Raw genomic sequence first — 15,333 nt, 5'->3', positions numbered from 1 at the left:
AAACATATGAAAAAACTGCACCTGGGTGTAATGGCGCTTTGTTGCCTGCCCGCATTGCTGAAAGCACAGGTTACTATTTCAGGGGAGTGGATGCGCCGGCACGACGGCAATGTTCGCCTCTACCGGATTGAGCACGGAAGGCTGGAAGAAATAGCCAGCGCAAAACCCGGTGCCGATTCCGCCTTCGGATTTTACTTCCGTCCCGAGCGGGAAGGATTTTATGTCATCGGCACCAGCACCGCGATGACACCACAGGACAAATACACGTTCTATTTTAAACAGAACGATCAGCTGAACGTAAAGGTGCAGGATACGTCGTACGTGCTGTCAGGCAAAAACTCGCCCGAAAACCAGGCCATGGAGAAATGGCATAACATGCTGATACCGCTGGAGCGGAAGGGCGTTTATTTCTCGCGAACCCAGAGCACCTACAAGGACTTTTTCCCGCTGCTGGAAAAAATTCACCAGCAGGCACAGCAAACGAAATTCGCATCCACCGGCAACAGGCAGTTCGACGCGGAGTTCGCGAAGTTCCGCGAAATGGACCTGTTCTTTGTGACAGCCGAATTGCTGAGCACGCCCCGTTCCGCCCATCCTTCGAAGGCAGACTATACGCCATATTTCAAAAGCGTGGACGTGGCGCACTATACAACCGATACCCGGCTGTTCCGTTACCCTCATGGCATGCGAATGATGCGGAGTTTGCAGTCGTTACCCGCCCGCCTGGGAAGTGGCGATGTCACGGATTATAGCATAGAAGCACGTATGAAGGGCATCGTGAACGATACCCTCAAAGGAGAGGTTGTTTTGCAGCAGGCCACAGCGCTCAAAACATTCCTCGGCTACAACGACCTGGATCAGCAGTACGGCAAATACCTGCTCACTCCCGATCAGGCCAGGCGTGCCGCCGCCATCAAAACAGAGCTGGCGAAAAAGGCCACTTCGGCCGGCGGCCAGGCGGTGAACTTCACTTATCCCGATGTAAACGGCAAACAGGTGTCGCTGAGTGATTTTAAAGGCAAGGTAGTACTGGTAGACGTTTGGGCTACCTGGTGCGGGCCGTGCAAAGGAGAAATTCCCCACCTCAAGAAACTGGAGAAGGAAATGCACGGGCAGGATGTCCAGTTCCTGAGCGTGTCCGTTGATGAACAAAAGGATCATCAGAAGTGGAAAGACTTTATCGCCAGCGAGGAGCTGGGAGGGGTGCAGCTTTTTGCCAGCGGCTGGAGCGATATCGCCCAATATTACAACATTAAAGGTATTCCCCGTTTCATGGTATTTGATAAAAAAGGGAACATCGTATCTACAGACGCTCCCCGGCCTTCCAACAAAGAACTGAAGCTGCTGCTGGAAAGTGAAGTGAAAAAATAGTTTTCTCAAGTTCCAACCATTAACAAAAAAAGGCTGCCTCCGGCGGCCTTTTTTCGTATTGCAAAATGGTGTGTTGCATTTTCCCGGCGCAGGGGCCGGCTGCTAGGACAGCTGATGCTTTCCGGATGGTATCATCTTCTCCACCAGTATCACAAACCCGACGCCCAGGGTATAAGCAACGATGTCGGACCAGGTGAAATAATTACCGATAACGATATTGGCCAGCCTTGAATGTTCGAGCCCCAGCAGTTTCACCAGATTAAAATACTGCAGCGTTTCCACCAGGTACGAAAACGCCAGCACGCCCAACGCCACGGGTATTACAGGCGCCTGCAGGAAGCTGCGAACGAAGCAGTAAATCAGTATCACCACCAGGAAGTCGCCCACGTAAGGGCGGATAAAGTCATCATGCAGATAAAGGGCAATGAGCACCTCCACGATAAAAATCAACAGGGTAAGCGTAAAATACAAGCGGTTAAAACGAAATTTCATAAGGTAATTTAAAGTAGCAGATGGCTACATGTTAAAAAGAAGGCTTTCATGCAGCACTTCCCAGCTTCCCTCGGCCACTTCCGCCTCCAGTTCGCCGTTATCCCAGCCACAGTATCCGACAAAAATCCTTACATCGGTTTCCTGTAGTGTTTGCTGTGCAATCAGCTGCACGGCGGTACTGAAGTTTCCTCCCAGGTATATTCCGTCAGCCACCGGCGCACCGCCCTCAATCAGATCGGGCCGCCGGTGCACGAAATATAAATGTTCCTGGTCTACAGGGCCCCCTTCGTACAAAGGGAACGGCCCTGCATGCATGAACTCCACCAGTTCATTCAGCTTCCGGGGAAACTGCCGGTTCACCACGAATCCCATCGCGCCTTTTTCGTTATGATCCGTAATAAAAATAACGGACTGCTCAAAAAAGGTATCGTCCAGTAATGCGGTGCTTTTTAAAAAGGTGCCTGCTTTCATACCCCCGAAGGTAAGCCTTTCAGGAAAATCCCCGAAATGCCGTGGGGCAATTTTTACGGTAGTGCTGAGACCTTGAAAGGCATGCTTGCAGCCGTTTCTGGTGCAACGAAGCTCCGGGATAGCCGCTCGTTCGGTCGTTGATCCTGGGTACACCTCCTTTATCCCTCAGCATAGTCCGGGACATGCTGCCGTAAACGGAAAAGGACCGTTCGGTCATGAACGGCCCTTTTTATTACTACCTCTTCGGGGGAATGTCAATTGATCGTATTCGGCACAAACACACAGTTGGCGGTGTCCTTCGCATAGATCTGGTTGCGCACCCGGTTGGCGGAAAAGCGGTTGTTGTTGATCGTGGAGTGCTGCACGTGCAGTATGTAATTGCTGTACGCGTTGTTATGCATGTAATTGTTGGTCACGAAAATGTTCCTGACTTTGGCCGTGGTGGTTGTTTTGGCATTCATTTCCACACCGTTCCCCACGTTATGGGCGATCTCGCAGTTTTTGATGTATACATACTGAGCGGTATCGCTGTCGGGCTCAATGTCAATGCCGTCCTGCGGCGCTGTGCCGTTCGTGTAGGTCAGCACGCAGCTGTCCACTTCCAGGCCGTTTACGCCGCCAATGGTCAGGGCCTGGCGCCGGTTGTTGGTGCTGGTGACTCTTTTAAGGATCACATCGCGGCTTACTACGGTTACGCCCCCGTTCTTGCGGCCGCCTACCACAACACCGTCGCCCCAGCAGTTGGAAATATAAGTACGGTTCACTTTCACGTTTGTGCTGCCGTAGATGGCGATGCCCATTCCCCATTCGCCGGTAGTGCCGGTGTGTATGTCGCGGTCGCCCACTATTCTGCCGCCGAAGATGCTGACATTATCGACGAACTCCACCAGAATCGCATGGTAACGGGTAGAGGCGGTGGGCCTTACGATCAGCTTGCGAGTAGTGTCATACATGTACAATGTCACATTGTTTTTCATCCTGATGGTCGTATCCGCATCGATGTAGTAATTGCCGGTACGCACCCGCACGATGCCGCCTCCCAAAGCGGCCATCGAGTCGATGGCTTTCTGAAAGGCCCAGGTATCGTTCAATGCGTCGGTGCCGTTGGCGCCCACATCGTTCACATAAATTTCGGGCAGCATCAACGGCTGGTTGCTTCCGCCTAGGTTCGATTTTTCATCTGCCGGGAGAGCAGCCTCCCTTTTATAACAACTCATCATAAAAATCAACACGGATACCAGAAAGAAAAAAAGTACTCCTTTTGAAGCGACATGCAGTTTTTGGTTCATAACAAATGGTTTTGATGGTTATAAATATGTGGTCCTTAAAGCCGGTGTTGATGGCAGCAACCGCGTTTTCAATGGCATAGCAAACCCTGCGGGCAACATGCCTGTTGCCCGGAAAAAAAATAGGCGCGCTTCATGCGGACTGCATGTGGCCCTGGCTGGGATTGCTGTAATGATAAGACAACCGGAAAATGGCAGGGGAGTATCGGAGCGGAAAAAAGAATCAGGATATCAAACTAGTGCCTGGTGGTGTCCACCGGTTGCTGGTGCAGGCTGTCTACCGGTTTCGCCTGGGTACTGTCTGCCAGTACGGCGGTAGTGTCCCTTGTTTTACCGGTCAGGATGCTGTCTGCCTGCATCGCGGTAATGCGGGTATTGGGGGCGGAGCGTTCCTGTGGTGTGAGCCTTCCCATCTTTTCCATTTCTTTCCTTTCTTTTTTGCTGAACAGCTGCTGGGGATTCTTTTGTTTGCGAAGCCCTTCCTCGAAGCGGTATTCCGCACCAAGCCTGGGCGGCTGGTACACCTGTTCCCTCCGCTGGAAAATCCCTCCCGCACGGGAACAACTATACAGGATCAATGGTAACAACAAAACGGTCACTGTCTGTAGGGGGAAACGCATGTTGAACTTGTTTAATTCGATATGGTCTTGACTCTTATAGGTTAACGCAGGGCACTGGGGTTTATTGCCCGCATGCAAATATGCCTTATCTTATGCCATCTCTGAAAAGCCGAAAAACGTATGAGCGAATTTCTAAGACGACACATCGAACAGATCGTTCCTCTCACAGACGAGGAATACGAAGCCGTCAGCGCCTATTATTCCCCTAAAAAACTCCGCCGCCGGCAGTTTCTCATCCAGGAAGGCCAACTGGTAGGTCATATGTACCTGGTAACGAAAGGATTGCTCAAGAGCAGCATTACCAATACGGACGGTAAGGAGCATATCGTTCAGTTTGCACCGGAAAACTGGTGGATATCGGATTTCGCCGCCTTTTACAAAAGGGAAAAAGCCACGCTGGCGATCGATTGCCTGGAAGATACCGAGCTGCTGGGCATCTCCTACGAAGGGCTGGCGGAGATGTGCAGGAAGTTCCCGAAAATGGAGCATTTTTCAAGGGTCAAGGCCAACTTCGGGTACATCGGCATCCAGCAAAGGCTGCTGGCCATGATGAACAAATCGGCAAAGGAACGCTACGTCAGCTTCATCAGCCAGTACCCCGATATGCAACAGCGGATACCCAAACAGCTGATTGCCCGCTACCTGGGCGTTTCGCGGGAAACCCTCAGCCGCTTTTCGATCTGATGTGATCCATGTCACACAAATTTTGTGATGCACGTCATCCGGCAGTTCCCTTATCTGCACCAACTTTGTACCGTCAATCAAACGATGCGAAAATGAAAAAGATATTCAGGGCCATTGCCGTGAAAGGATTATTGATCACATATGCGCTGTTTGCTGCATCAGGCCAGCTGGCGGCACAAACAAAAGAGGCAAAAAAAATGAACAAAAAAATTCTGTTCGTGGTAACCAGCCACGATAAAAAAGGCAACACCGGCGAACCGACGGGTTTTTATCTCGGGGAAGCGTCGCATCCGTGGGAAGTGCTCCACGAAGCCGGCTACGACATCGATTTTGTAAGCCCGAAAGGCGGTAAAGCGCCGGTGGACGGGTTTACGCTGGAAGACCCGGTGAACAAAAAATTCTGGGAAGACCCCGTGTACCGCAAAAAGATCGAGCATACGCTGCGGCCGGAAGACATCAACCCGGCCGATTATGCCGCCATATTTTATGCCGGCGGCCACGGCGCGATGTGGGACTTTGCAGACAATAAAGCACTGGCGGCCATTGCTGCGGAGATTTACGATCATAACGGCATTGTAGCGGCTGTATGTCACGGCCCGGCCGCGCTCGTAAACATAAAACTTGGCAACGGGCAGTACCTGGTTGCCGGCAAAAAGATCAATGCCTTTACCAACGAGGAAGAAGTGGCGGTAGGCCTGGAAAAAGTGGTGCCGTTCATGCTGGAAAGCAAACTCATTGAGCGGGGCGGCAAATTCGAAAAGTCGGCCCTCTGGCAACCGCACGTGACGGTCGACCAGCGGTTGATCACCGGGCAGAACCCCGCTTCGGCGAAAGGGGTAGGGGAAGCAATGCTGGCCGAGCTGAAGAAATAGGATGGAGGTTACAACATATCACTGAAGGATCGTTCTCCGGAACGGTCCTTTTGTTTTAATTCAGCGCATTGATGCGCAGCTCCACATGAAAGACGGAACCTTTCCCTTCCTGGCTTTCAAACCATATCCGCCCGCCGTGCGATTCCACGATCTGTTTGGAGATGGCCAGCCCCAAACCATAAGACTCTTCACCTTGTGTGCCCTTCCTGCCCGCGCCGGGCGACATGCTGAAGATTTTGTCTTTCATGTCCGTCGGAATGCCGATGCCGTTGTCTTTGACGGATATCCGGAGCAGGTTGTTGTCCCTTTTCATACTTACTTCAATGACGGTACCACGCCGGCTGAACTTTACGGCATTGGTGATAAGGTTGCTGAAAACGCGCCATATTTTTTCACGGCTGGCCTGCAGGGTCATCGGAATGGTATGCAGCACGATTTTCTGGTCTTTTTCTTCCGCTTTGAGCCGCAGCAGGTCCACGCAATATTGCAGCACCAGGTCGATCTGCACCAGTTCCATTTGCGTTTTGGAGATCACATTCATCCGGAGCAGTTCGGTGATGAGGTTGAGCGCCTTTTCACCGGATTCTTTCATCATGCCCAGCAGGCTTTGGGTTTCGCCGGACTGATCATTGTCTTTGAGCCAGATCAGTTCGGTCAGCGTGATAATCGCGCCTACCGGGTTGCGCAGGTCGTGGGCCACGATTTTCATCATTTTCGAATTGTCGAGCTGGCTCTGTTCGAGGGCATCCAGGCTTTTATTCATCTGGTCGTGCTGGATGAGGATCTGGTGATTCAGTTTCCGGAGCTCCTCCACGTGTTTTTTGGACCGTTTCCAGTTCTGCCAGATGAGCAGGATGATGGCGATGGTCATGGCAAAGAAGATGAGGGAAATGTACAGGTAGGTGGTTTTTACCTCGTTTTCCCGCCTGAGCAGCGTAAGTTCATATTCCCGGGCCAGGTAACCGAATTCCTTTTGTATATCGATGGCGCGCAAGGGGCTGCTGGTTTTTTCCAGTGAATCCTTCACCCGTATGTAACTCTGCAGCGAAAGCAGTGCCATTGCATGATTGCCGGTTGCCTGATGGTACTGCGACCGGAGTTTATGCCATAGGGTTTCGTTTTCTCCGTTGGGCATGGTGTCAAGCGACCGGCGCATCACGCCCAGCCACGTGGCGGCCTCGCTGTGGCGTCTCTGCGCCAGATGAAGGGTGACCAGTTTGGTGATGGTGATCTGTGCGTCCCTGGTTTCGCTGCCGTAAAGGTTGGTGGCGATGCTTTGCCGGTAGAGATTTTCCGCTCCCGCGGTGTCGCCCATCTTCAGCAGCAGGCTCCCTTTGTTGCCGTTGATCACGGCCAGCGCTTCCCCAACAAATCTTGCCTGTGGCGGGTTTTTCAGGAAAGGCGCCTTGTGAGCAGCGATGTAACGGGTCGCGCTGTCGTAGTAGAACATGGCGCTGTCGGTTTGCCCCAGCTTGTGGTAGCACAACGCGATATTGTCCAGGTCTGCCTGCTGGTTACGGAAGCGGTAAAACAAATTGCGCTTGCAGGCATCCAGCACTGCAAATGCCTCCCTGAAATAAGGGATCGCTTCCTGAAACCGGTTCTGATAATAATAGGTGACGGCCAGGCGGGAGTTGTATTCGTTAAAAAAACAGGTGTCGCCGGCCCGCTGGATGAACGCTCTTCCTTCATAATAGCGGGAAAATGCATCGCTATATTTGCCTTCTTCCTTCAGCAGATCGCCAATCTGCAGCAGTGCCCTGCCGTATTCGATGGCATAGGCGGGCTGGGTGGTTTTCCCGGAAAGCACCCAAAGGATGCTGTCTGCATAGATCCTCGCCCGGTAAGGATCCCGTCTGATATTCCAGTAATAATCGAGCTTGAAATTGTATTTTCTCGTACGGTCGAGTGGTCCGGCGTCGGGGAAGGCTGCGTAAACGGAATCAAGGTAATGAAACGCCTCCATCACCCGGTCGCCACCGAAACCGGTTGCTTTCTCCAGGACCGGATCAAAATATTCCGGATGATCGGGTGATTCCTGAGAAGTGGTTGAGCAGGCTGCCAGTAAGTATATGCCTGAAACCCCCGCCCATCTGGCAAGGCGATCAATAAGCGCGGCAACTTTCATATCGGCGATTCGGTTAAAAAACAAGTGCAATAAAAGATAAACAAAAGTGCCGGTGCTATTGTTGTTACGGGCCTGAGCTTCCCGCATACTCCTTTGTGTAAATGCCTCCCTTTCAGACAAGATAATACCGCCGGATGGGATAATTGATACAATTTTGCTTTTCTATAATAATTAATTAAATACAATCGATTGAAAATTCTCTGGTCGCCGGGTTGGCGTTGCATACGGCTGGCAGGCTTCGTACTTTGGTTACGACAGCCATCAAACCAATATCATACAGTCAGTGCATGAACGGTGAACAGTGTACCGCGCTGTTAGCGCGCATTTACATGGGAGATGAGGACGCCTACCGGGAGATATTCGAAACATATTTTCCGGGGCTGAAGCGTTTTGCCGCATCGCTGGTGCGCTCGATGGAACAGGGGGAAGAAATAGCAGCGGATGTACTGATCAACCTTTGGCGCAACCGGAGCTCCGCCACGGCCATCGTCAACCTCCGCGTATACCTGATGACGGCGGTGCGCAACCGATCGCTGAACTGGCTGAAATCTTCGTCCGGCCGCCGTTTCGTTTCGCTCGACGATGTGGATGTGGAGCTTTCGCTGACCCTGCGGGACCCTGAGCAGATCTGTATTTCCAACGAAATGAGGCGTAAAGTGGAACTGGCGGTGCAAACCCTGCCTCCGCGCTGCAAGCTGGTGTTTAAACTCATCCGCGAAGAAGGCCTGAGTTACCGCGAAGTGGCCGCCATCCTGGATATCTCCGTTAAAACCGTCGACGCGCAACTGGTCGCCGCCCTCAAAAAGATCACCTCCAGCATCAAAATACTGTACCGGAATTAGCCCGGGAGGATGCACACAGTCTTCTTCGGCATGATCCCTGCCGTGCAAGCCCACTTTCAGGTCTTCAAAAAAATTGTCCGGGAGAATAGGGAGTTTCCCTTTTTACCTTGTCTGATATCAGTAGAAGCGACAACTGGGATTTCATGGAAGACGAAAGAATCACACAATTAATGGCCCGGAAACTAGCCGGAGAAGCCACTGCCGCCGAACTGGCGGAGCTGGACCACCTGCTGGCCACCCGGCCGGAATTCCTCTTCCAGGCGGAGCTACTGCAGCAATTGTGGCAAAAAGGAGAACAGCCGGCAGAAACGGGCGATAGTTATCAGCAGCACCGCCGGCGGTTTGCGGACGATTTTGACGCGCCCGCGGAGGAAGAGCCGGCTCCCCGCCGCCGTTATAGAAAGATGGTTGTCGCCCTGGCCGGCATGGCGGCCCTGCTGGCTTTGTTTGCCGGCATCCGGATGTACCGCGGCCAGGATGCGGCTCCCCTCGCTTCCCGGGCGGAAGTGGCGGTGAAAAACGGCTCGCGCTCCAGCCTGCTGCTGCCGGACGGGTCGAGGGTATGGCTCAACGCCGGCAGCAAACTGGTGTACGACTACAACATGAACCAGGCGGGGGAAAGGCTGGTGCAGCTGGAAGGGGAAGCGTTTTTCGACGTGGCTAAAAAAGCCGACAGGCCGTTTATCATCAAAACCGGGAAAATCAGCATCCGCGTACTCGGTACCTCCCTGAACGTAAAAGCCTACCCGGCCGATAAAATAACGGAGGCGACCCTCATCACGGGAAAGATCGAAGTGAACATCGACGACAAGCCGGAGCAGCGGATCGTGCTCGCCCCGATGGAGAAATTCGTGCTGGAGGAAGGGCCCGCCGCTGCGGCAAATAAGCCGGCGAAAAACGCCCATCAATACCTGGTAGGCAACATACGGCCTGTTTTCGAGGAGCAGGACAGCGTGATCTATACTGAAACAGCCTGGGTCAGGAACCAGCTGGTATTTAATAATGAAACGTTAGAAGAACTGGCGCCCAGGCTGGAACGCTGGTATAACATCGTCATCGTCATCAACAACCAAAACGCAAAAAAATATCGCTTTACGGGGATTTTCGACAAAGAGACTGTTGAACAGGCATTCAGGGCGATGCAATTAATCAAATCATTCAGTTATGCAATTGAAGGCAACGTAGTTACCATCAACTAAAATTCTGTTTTCGTTCAAATTTCCAGGATAAACAAAACAGGGAATGCTGTCACATTCCCCGGGTTTTGAATCAATTATCCAAAAGGGCGTTGCATGCCCTTCAGTAATCGATTATTCATAACAACCAAAGTAAAAGTATGAAAAAAAACTGGTTAGGGGGAAGCCTGTGCCTGCACAGGTGGCCCGTCCACAAAATGCTGCTTGCCATGAAATGGACTTTTGTTTTTACTGTGCTGCTTTGCCTGAATGCCTCGGCTTCGCTGCATTCGCAGGATACCAAAGTGAGCCTCGACCTGAAAGGGGTAGGATTTAAAAAAGCGTTGGAAATGCTGGGCAAAAAGGGGAATGTACGGTTCATGTACACGGAGGAGATGCTGCCCGGCACCGCCAGCGTGCACCTGTCTTTCAAGGAAACGCCTGTGCTCGACGCGGTGAAGATCCTGCTCTCCAATACCGGTCTGCAATACAAAGTCATGAACGGCGACCTCATCATCCTGTCGTCCGGCGCGGTAGTGGTGCAGGACAAGCGCATCAAGGGCAGGGTCACCGACGAAAAGGGCGCGCCCATTCCCGGCGTTACCATTCGTGTGATGGGTGGCTCCGGCGGCACTACTACGGGCATCGACGGCTCTTTTGAGCTGAGCGCCCCCGAAAATGCCATCCTCCTTTTCCAGGCCATCGGTTTTGTGAAATATGAAGCACGGATCAGTGACGTATCCAAATGGGATATCGTGCTGAAAGAAGATACAAAGGGCCTGAATGAAGTAGTGGTGGTGGGTTATGGCACCCAGAAACGCACCAGCATCACCGGCGCCGTGGCGTCGGTCAGCGGTAAGGAAATAGAATCTATCCCCACTTCCAGCCTGTCCAACGCCCTGGCCGGCCGCTTACCGGGCGCGCAGATCATTAACAATTCGGGATTTGTGGGCGCCAATTCCAATATTACCATTCGCGGGGTAGGCTCGCCCAACGGCGGTTTTCCGCTGGTCGTGATCGACGGCATTGTGTCTACCCGGGCAGACTTCGACGTGCTGGACCCGAATGAGGTGGAAACGGTATCTATCCTGAAGGATGCTGCCACCGCGGCTATTTACGGTTCTCGGTCGTCGGACGGGGTCATTCTGGTAACTACCAAAACAGGCAAGCTTGGTGTGCCGTCGTTTAATTTCAAATCTTTCCTCACTACCAGCCGTACCACCCGCCCGCTGCAGTCTTATTCCGCCACCGATGAACTGACGCATAAAAATAACCAGCACCTCAACCTGGGCCGGCCGGGCAATGTACCGTACGGCGCGGCTGCTTTCGATTATTATAAGAACAGATCATACAACCTGATGGACATGATCTGGCAAAACCCCCTCTCACAGCAGCATAACCTGAGCGTGAACGGTGGTACGGAACAGATCAGGTACTTTATGATGGCAGGTTTCAACAAAGCCACCGGTTCGTTCCGCAATACGGCGTACGACCGGTATAACTTCCGCGCCAAGGTGGACGCTAAAATCAACGAATACCTCAACATCGGGGTGAACGTGAGCGGTTACCGCAGAACCGGCGACCGTTTTTACTGGCCGTATGATCTGGAGGAAAGCCTTACCCTGGCGGATTTTTACCGCGCCACTTTCAACGCCAGCCGGCTCAGCCCTTTCTACATGAAAGCCGACGGTACGCCGGCCGGCCGTGAAGATGCCGATGCATTTCCGGTACTGAACGGCGGTTTCCACATACCGGAGCTGCTCTTCAACGGCGGCTACCGCAAAGTGGTGTATAACAACTTCAACGGCATCCTGAAAATTGACCTGAAAATCCCGCACGTGCCGGGCCTGAGCGCTTCGGTAACCGGTAACTACAACGTAGATACGCGCAATGCCAAAGCATTCGTAAAACACAACAAAGCTTATTTCATTCAGTATAAAACGGCAGGTTCCGGCCTGGCGAACTACGAACCGGCCCCGCTCGATTTTACCAAGATGAATATCCACAACCTCAGCGCCAGTTATGAAAATGTGCAGGAATACGCCAACTTCGACAATTCCTATCAGTTCAACTGGTTTCTGAATTACGCGCGCAAGTTCGGCCAACACAGTGTTGATGCGAACCTGGTGTATGAACAGGCGGAGGGCCGCACCAAAAACTTCGGTGGAACGGCCTCTGAATTATTGTCGAGCAACGTAGACCAGATCCTTGCCGCTTCCAGCGATGCGCAGCGCCGCTCTTTCGGTGGCGGTGAGGGCGCCTACGCGAGGATTTCCTGGATAGGCCGCCTGCACTACGAATTCGACGAAAAGTACATCGCGGAATTTTCGTTCAGGAGAGACGGCTCTTATATTTTCGCACCGGGCAAACGGTTCGGCTTCTTCCCGTCCGTATCCGCGGCATGGCGTATTTCCCGCGAGCAGTTCTTTCATGTGCCATTTGTGGATGAGCTGAAGCTGCGCGGTTCCTATGGTTCCACCGGCAACGATAACATCATTGCCTTCCAGTGGCAGAACAACTACTGGATACAGCCCAACGGCCTCGGTAATTATGTATTCGGCACCAACCTCAACACAGGCCTGCGCCCCAAGGTGCTTCCCAATCCGGACGTTACCTGGGAAAAAGCGGCGACCTATAACATCGGGGCCGACTTCTCCCTCTTCCAGGGCAAACTGACCGGTGAGATTGACTATTTCAACCGCAAGGTGACCGACATCCTCACCGAAAGGGTGCGCACCGTACCCGGCACGCTGGGCGCATTGCTGCCGTTTGAAAACTATGCGAGCAAAGACGTAAAAGGATTCGAAGCATCTCTGCAATACCGCGGCCGCAAAGGCGAAGTGGACTTTTCTATCGGCGCCAATATCGGCTATGCCAAAGACCGCTGGCTGATACGCGACGAAGCGGCCGCCATTAGCGGCACCTGGCGGAGCGTGATCGGTCATCCGGATAACCGCATTTTCGGGTTCGTTTCGGAAGGCATCATGAGAGACCAGGCGAAGGTAGATAAACTGGCGGCGCAGGGTTTTACCCAGTTCGGCAGAAAACCCGTCATCGGCACCATCCTGTATAAAGACATCCGCGGCGCCAACTTCTCCGAAGGGCCCGACGGAAAAGTGGATTACAACGACCGGGCTTTCCTGTCCGACAACGCCATCCCCCGCATCAACTTCGGCGTGAACCTCGGCGTGTCGTGGAAAGGGATCAGTGTAGACGCCCTGTTCCAGGGGGTAGGCGCGTACGATAAGATCATCATGACCAACAATACAAAGGATACGGACGATACAAACCGTAATGGCGGCGTGTTCCAGGTAGACCGCCCGTATTTCGAAATATGGAAAGACGCCTGGTCGGTCGACAATCCCAACGGTAAATACCCGAAAATACTGGACTGGGGATACGAAGAAGCCGGCATGGCGCCCTCCAATTTCTGGATCCGCAACGGCTCCTATCTCCGCCTGCGTAACCTGAATGTGGCGTACAGCATTCCGCGCCATATCGTAAAACGTATCGGCATGCGTAACCTGCAGGTATTTTTCACCGGTAACAACCTCTTCGTGATGAGTAAATTCAAGGAAACCGATCCCGAGCAGGAACAGCTGGATTCTTATCCCATCATGAAATCCTATACCGGCGGCATTAACTTAAACTTTTAATGGAACGACCATGAGACGTACACAGCTTTTATATATCGTAGTCAGCCTGGCGGTGTTTTCGCTGGGTTGTAACAAAATCCTGGATGTTGAAAATATCAGCGCATTCGACCCGAAAAAAGTGTGGAATGATCCGCAGCTGACCAATGCTTACCTCACGGACCTCTACCGCCGTACCATGCCGGGCGAATGGCCGGTAAACAATGGCGGTAATGCGGATGAGGCAGCGGGCGTTCTTGAGGCGGGCGCGGTGCAGGTGAATAACGGCAGCTTCAAAGTGTGGCCGTATGCCAATATCCGGGACATCAACGTGTTGTTTGAAGAAATCGAAAAAGGTACACTCGAAGCGAAAGTGAAAGACCCGGTGAAAGGCCAGGCGTATTTCCTGCGGGCATGGAATTATTTCAACGCGGTGATGACGCATGGCGGCGTACCTATCCTCACCAAACCACAGGGCATCAAGGATGACCTGCAGGTGCCGCGTAATTCTACCAAAGAATGTTTCGACTTTATCGAAGCGGATCTGCAGCAGGCTATTGCACTGCTGCCGCCGAAATTCACCGGCGCCGACCGTGGCCGTGTGGATAAACCGGCCGCGCTGGCGTTCCTGGGCCGCGTGTTGCTGTACAAGGCCAGTCCGCTGTTCAATCCCTCCAATCCTTACAATAACGCTTATTGGGCGGCGGCTTACACGGTGAACAAAAAAGCCAAGGAAGATCTGGCCACGCAGGGATATGCGCTGATGAACAGCTACGGCGCGCTGTTTAATAAAGCCAACGAAGGCAACAGCGAAGCGGTGCTGTCCGTGCTGTTTATGAAACCAAACCGCTCCAACGGCAGGCGGGAAGACATGTGCCGTCCGCTGAGCGAATCCAAGAACGCCACCGGAGGCGATCAGCCCATCTGGGAAATGGTGGAAGCCTTCCCGATGAAAGATGGCCTGCAGCCGGGCAGTTCGACGTATACCTACAACGTGCAGGCTTATTGGGAGAACCGGGATCCGCGGTTTTACGCCAATGTAGTGTACAACGGTGGTGTTTATGAACTGAGCGGTAAAGCAGGCAGAAGGCAATATACCGTACAGGGCATCGCCACGGCGGAAGATCAGTTCGGCCCCGGCCAGCTGTTCAACAGAACCGGCTTTTATCCCCTTAAAGGCATGGACCCGAGCCTGGCGCAACCGGTGGTGACGGAAAACGACCTCGACTGGGTGGAGATCCGCTATGCGGAAGTATTGCTGAACTTCGCCGAAGCCGCCAACGAAACCGGCCGCAGCGCCGAAGCGCTCGACGTACTGGTGCAGATCCGCAAACGTGCCGGCATTGAGCCCGGCGGCTCCAACCTGTATGGCCTCAACGCCGCCATGACGCGCGACCAGCTCCGCGAGGCCATTTACCACGAGAGGCGGATCGAATTCATTTATGAAGGCAAACGCTTCACCGATCTCAGGAGGGCCCGCAAATTCGGGCTGCTGAACGGTATGAAAAAACACGGCCTGCTTGCCACGCTGAAACCCGGTAAAAACCCGGCCGACGGCTCGGCATATCTGCTGCAGCCGCAGGACTTCACCTACCAGGTGGTGCCGCTGATCTCCAACGGTACCAATGTGATGGTGGTGCCTGATACGTATTATTTTTTCCCGATCGCACAATCGGAAATTGAAAAAAATCCGAAACTGATACAGAACGCGGGTTGGAACAACGGCACGTTTAATCCGACCCTGGAGTAGACGGCTCCTC

The 15,333-nt window shown here is 53.0% G+C and carries 12 protein-coding genes; 7 read left to right on the top strand and 5 right to left on the bottom strand.

Features of this window, described 5'->3' with window-relative positions; genetic code table 11:
• Nucleotides 1–6 precede the first annotated feature (6 nt).
• Nucleotides 7–1,371: a TlpA family protein disulfide reductase gene (locus EGT74_RS22070; RefSeq protein ID WP_123848700.1), complete on the top strand. Its 1,365-nt coding sequence runs from the start codon at nt 7–9 to the stop codon at nt 1,369–1,371.
• Between the two features lie 102 nt (nt 1,372–1,473).
• Here EGT74_RS22070 and EGT74_RS22065 read toward each other — a convergent pair whose 3' ends face one another.
• The 4 genes from EGT74_RS22065 to EGT74_RS22050 form a co-directional block, all read right to left on the bottom strand.
• Entirely contained in the window at nt 1,474–1,863 is a 390-nt protein-coding gene (locus EGT74_RS22065) for a ribosomal maturation YjgA family protein (protein ID WP_123848699.1), read from the bottom strand.
• A gap of 24 nt (nt 1,864–1,887) precedes the next feature.
• Nucleotides 1,888–2,334, bottom strand: coding sequence for a YqgE/AlgH family protein (locus EGT74_RS22060; RefSeq protein ID WP_123848698.1), 447 nt, complete (start codon nt 2,332–2,334; stop codon nt 1,888–1,890).
• A gap of 254 nt (nt 2,335–2,588) precedes the next feature.
• Complete coding sequence (locus EGT74_RS22055; RefSeq protein WP_158618264.1) at nt 2,589–3,476, bottom strand: right-handed parallel beta-helix repeat-containing protein; 888 nt, start codon at nt 3,474–3,476, stop codon at nt 2,589–2,591.
• A 380-nt stretch (nt 3,477–3,856) separates the two neighbouring features.
• On the bottom strand, nt 3,857–4,240 hold the full coding sequence (locus tag EGT74_RS22050) for a hypothetical protein (protein WP_123848696.1): 384 nt from the start codon (nt 4,238–4,240) through the stop codon (nt 3,857–3,859).
• Between the two features lie 120 nt (nt 4,241–4,360).
• On the opposite strand from EGT74_RS22050, the gene EGT74_RS22045 reads away from it, so the two are divergent.
• Nucleotides 4,361–4,924, top strand: coding sequence for a Crp/Fnr family transcriptional regulator (locus EGT74_RS22045; RefSeq protein ID WP_123848695.1), 564 nt, complete (start codon nt 4,361–4,363; stop codon nt 4,922–4,924).
• Between the two features lie 92 nt (nt 4,925–5,016).
• On the top strand, nt 5,017–5,796 hold the full coding sequence (locus tag EGT74_RS22040; RefSeq protein WP_220392926.1) for a type 1 glutamine amidotransferase domain-containing protein: 780 nt from the start codon (nt 5,017–5,019) through the stop codon (nt 5,794–5,796).
• A 55-nt stretch (nt 5,797–5,851) separates the two neighbouring features.
• Here the strand turns inward: EGT74_RS22040 and EGT74_RS22035 are convergent, their stop codons facing one another.
• The gene (locus tag EGT74_RS22035) at nt 5,852–7,924 is read right to left on the bottom strand and encodes a tetratricopeptide repeat-containing sensor histidine kinase (protein ID WP_158618263.1); all 2,073 of its coding nucleotides are present in this window, start codon (nt 7,922–7,924) and stop codon (nt 5,852–5,854) included.
• 287 nt (nt 7,925–8,211) lie between these two features.
• Here EGT74_RS22035 and EGT74_RS22030 point away from each other — a divergent pair, with 287 nt between their 5' ends.
• The 4 genes from EGT74_RS22030 to EGT74_RS22015 all read left to right on the top strand — a co-directional run bounded on the left by EGT74_RS22030 (nt 8,212) and on the right by EGT74_RS22015 (nt 15,323).
• Nucleotides 8,212–8,766 carry an RNA polymerase sigma-70 factor gene (locus EGT74_RS22030; RefSeq protein ID WP_123848693.1) on the top strand — a complete coding sequence of 185 codons (555 nt, stop codon included), beginning with the start codon at nt 8,212–8,214 and terminating at the stop codon, nt 8,764–8,766.
• A gap of 143 nt (nt 8,767–8,909) precedes the next feature.
• Nucleotides 8,910–9,965, top strand: a complete 1,056-nt coding sequence (locus EGT74_RS22025) for a FecR family protein (RefSeq protein ID WP_123848692.1) — start codon at nt 8,910–8,912, stop codon at nt 9,963–9,965.
• 206 nt (nt 9,966–10,171) lie between these two features.
• A complete protein-coding gene (locus tag EGT74_RS22020) occupies nt 10,172–13,597 on the top strand; it encodes a TonB-dependent receptor (protein ID WP_158618262.1) in 3,426 nt (1,141 codons plus the stop codon).
• A gap of 10 nt (nt 13,598–13,607) precedes the next feature.
• A complete protein-coding gene (locus EGT74_RS22015; protein WP_123848690.1) occupies nt 13,608–15,323 on the top strand; it encodes a RagB/SusD family nutrient uptake outer membrane protein in 1,716 nt (571 codons plus the stop codon).
• Nucleotides 15,324–15,333 lie beyond the last annotated feature (10 nt).

It is taken from the genome of Chitinophaga lutea, from assembly GCF_003813775.1.
Taxonomy (GTDB): Bacteria; Bacteroidota; Bacteroidia; order Chitinophagales; family Chitinophagaceae; genus Chitinophaga; species Chitinophaga lutea.
This window is presented reverse-complemented; position numbering and strand designations above follow the sequence as displayed.

Coding starts and splice junctions, on each gene's coding strand:
- EGT74_RS22025 (WP_123848692.1), top strand. CDS start 8,910: ATGGAAGACGAAAGAATCACACAATTAATGGCCCGGAAACTAGCCGGA.
- EGT74_RS22030 (WP_123848693.1), top strand. CDS start 8,212: ATGAACGGTGAACAGTGTACCGCGCTGTTAGCGCGCATTTACATGGGA.
- EGT74_RS22035 (WP_158618263.1), bottom strand. CDS start 7,924: ATGAAAGTTGCCGCGCTTATTGATCGCCTTGCCAGATGGGCGGGGGTT.
- EGT74_RS22070 (WP_123848700.1), top strand. CDS start 7: ATGAAAAAACTGCACCTGGGTGTAATGGCGCTTTGTTGCCTGCCCGCA.
- EGT74_RS22020 (WP_158618262.1), top strand. CDS start 10,172: ATGAAATGGACTTTTGTTTTTACTGTGCTGCTTTGCCTGAATGCCTCG.
- EGT74_RS22050 (WP_123848696.1), bottom strand. CDS start 4,240: ATGCGTTTCCCCCTACAGACAGTGACCGTTTTGTTGTTACCATTGATC.
- EGT74_RS22045 (WP_123848695.1), top strand. CDS start 4,361: ATGAGCGAATTTCTAAGACGACACATCGAACAGATCGTTCCTCTCACA.
- EGT74_RS22040 (WP_220392926.1), top strand. CDS start 5,017: ATGAAAAAGATATTCAGGGCCATTGCCGTGAAAGGATTATTGATCACA.
- EGT74_RS22065 (WP_123848699.1), bottom strand. CDS start 1,863: ATGAAATTTCGTTTTAACCGCTTGTATTTTACGCTTACCCTGTTGATT.
- EGT74_RS22055 (WP_158618264.1), bottom strand. CDS start 3,476: ATGCTGCCCGAAATTTATGTGAACGATGTGGGCGCCAACGGCACCGAC.
- EGT74_RS22015 (WP_123848690.1), top strand. CDS start 13,608: ATGAGACGTACACAGCTTTTATATATCGTAGTCAGCCTGGCGGTGTTT.
- EGT74_RS22060 (WP_123848698.1), bottom strand. CDS start 2,334: ATGAAAGCAGGCACCTTTTTAAAAAGCACCGCATTACTGGACGATACC.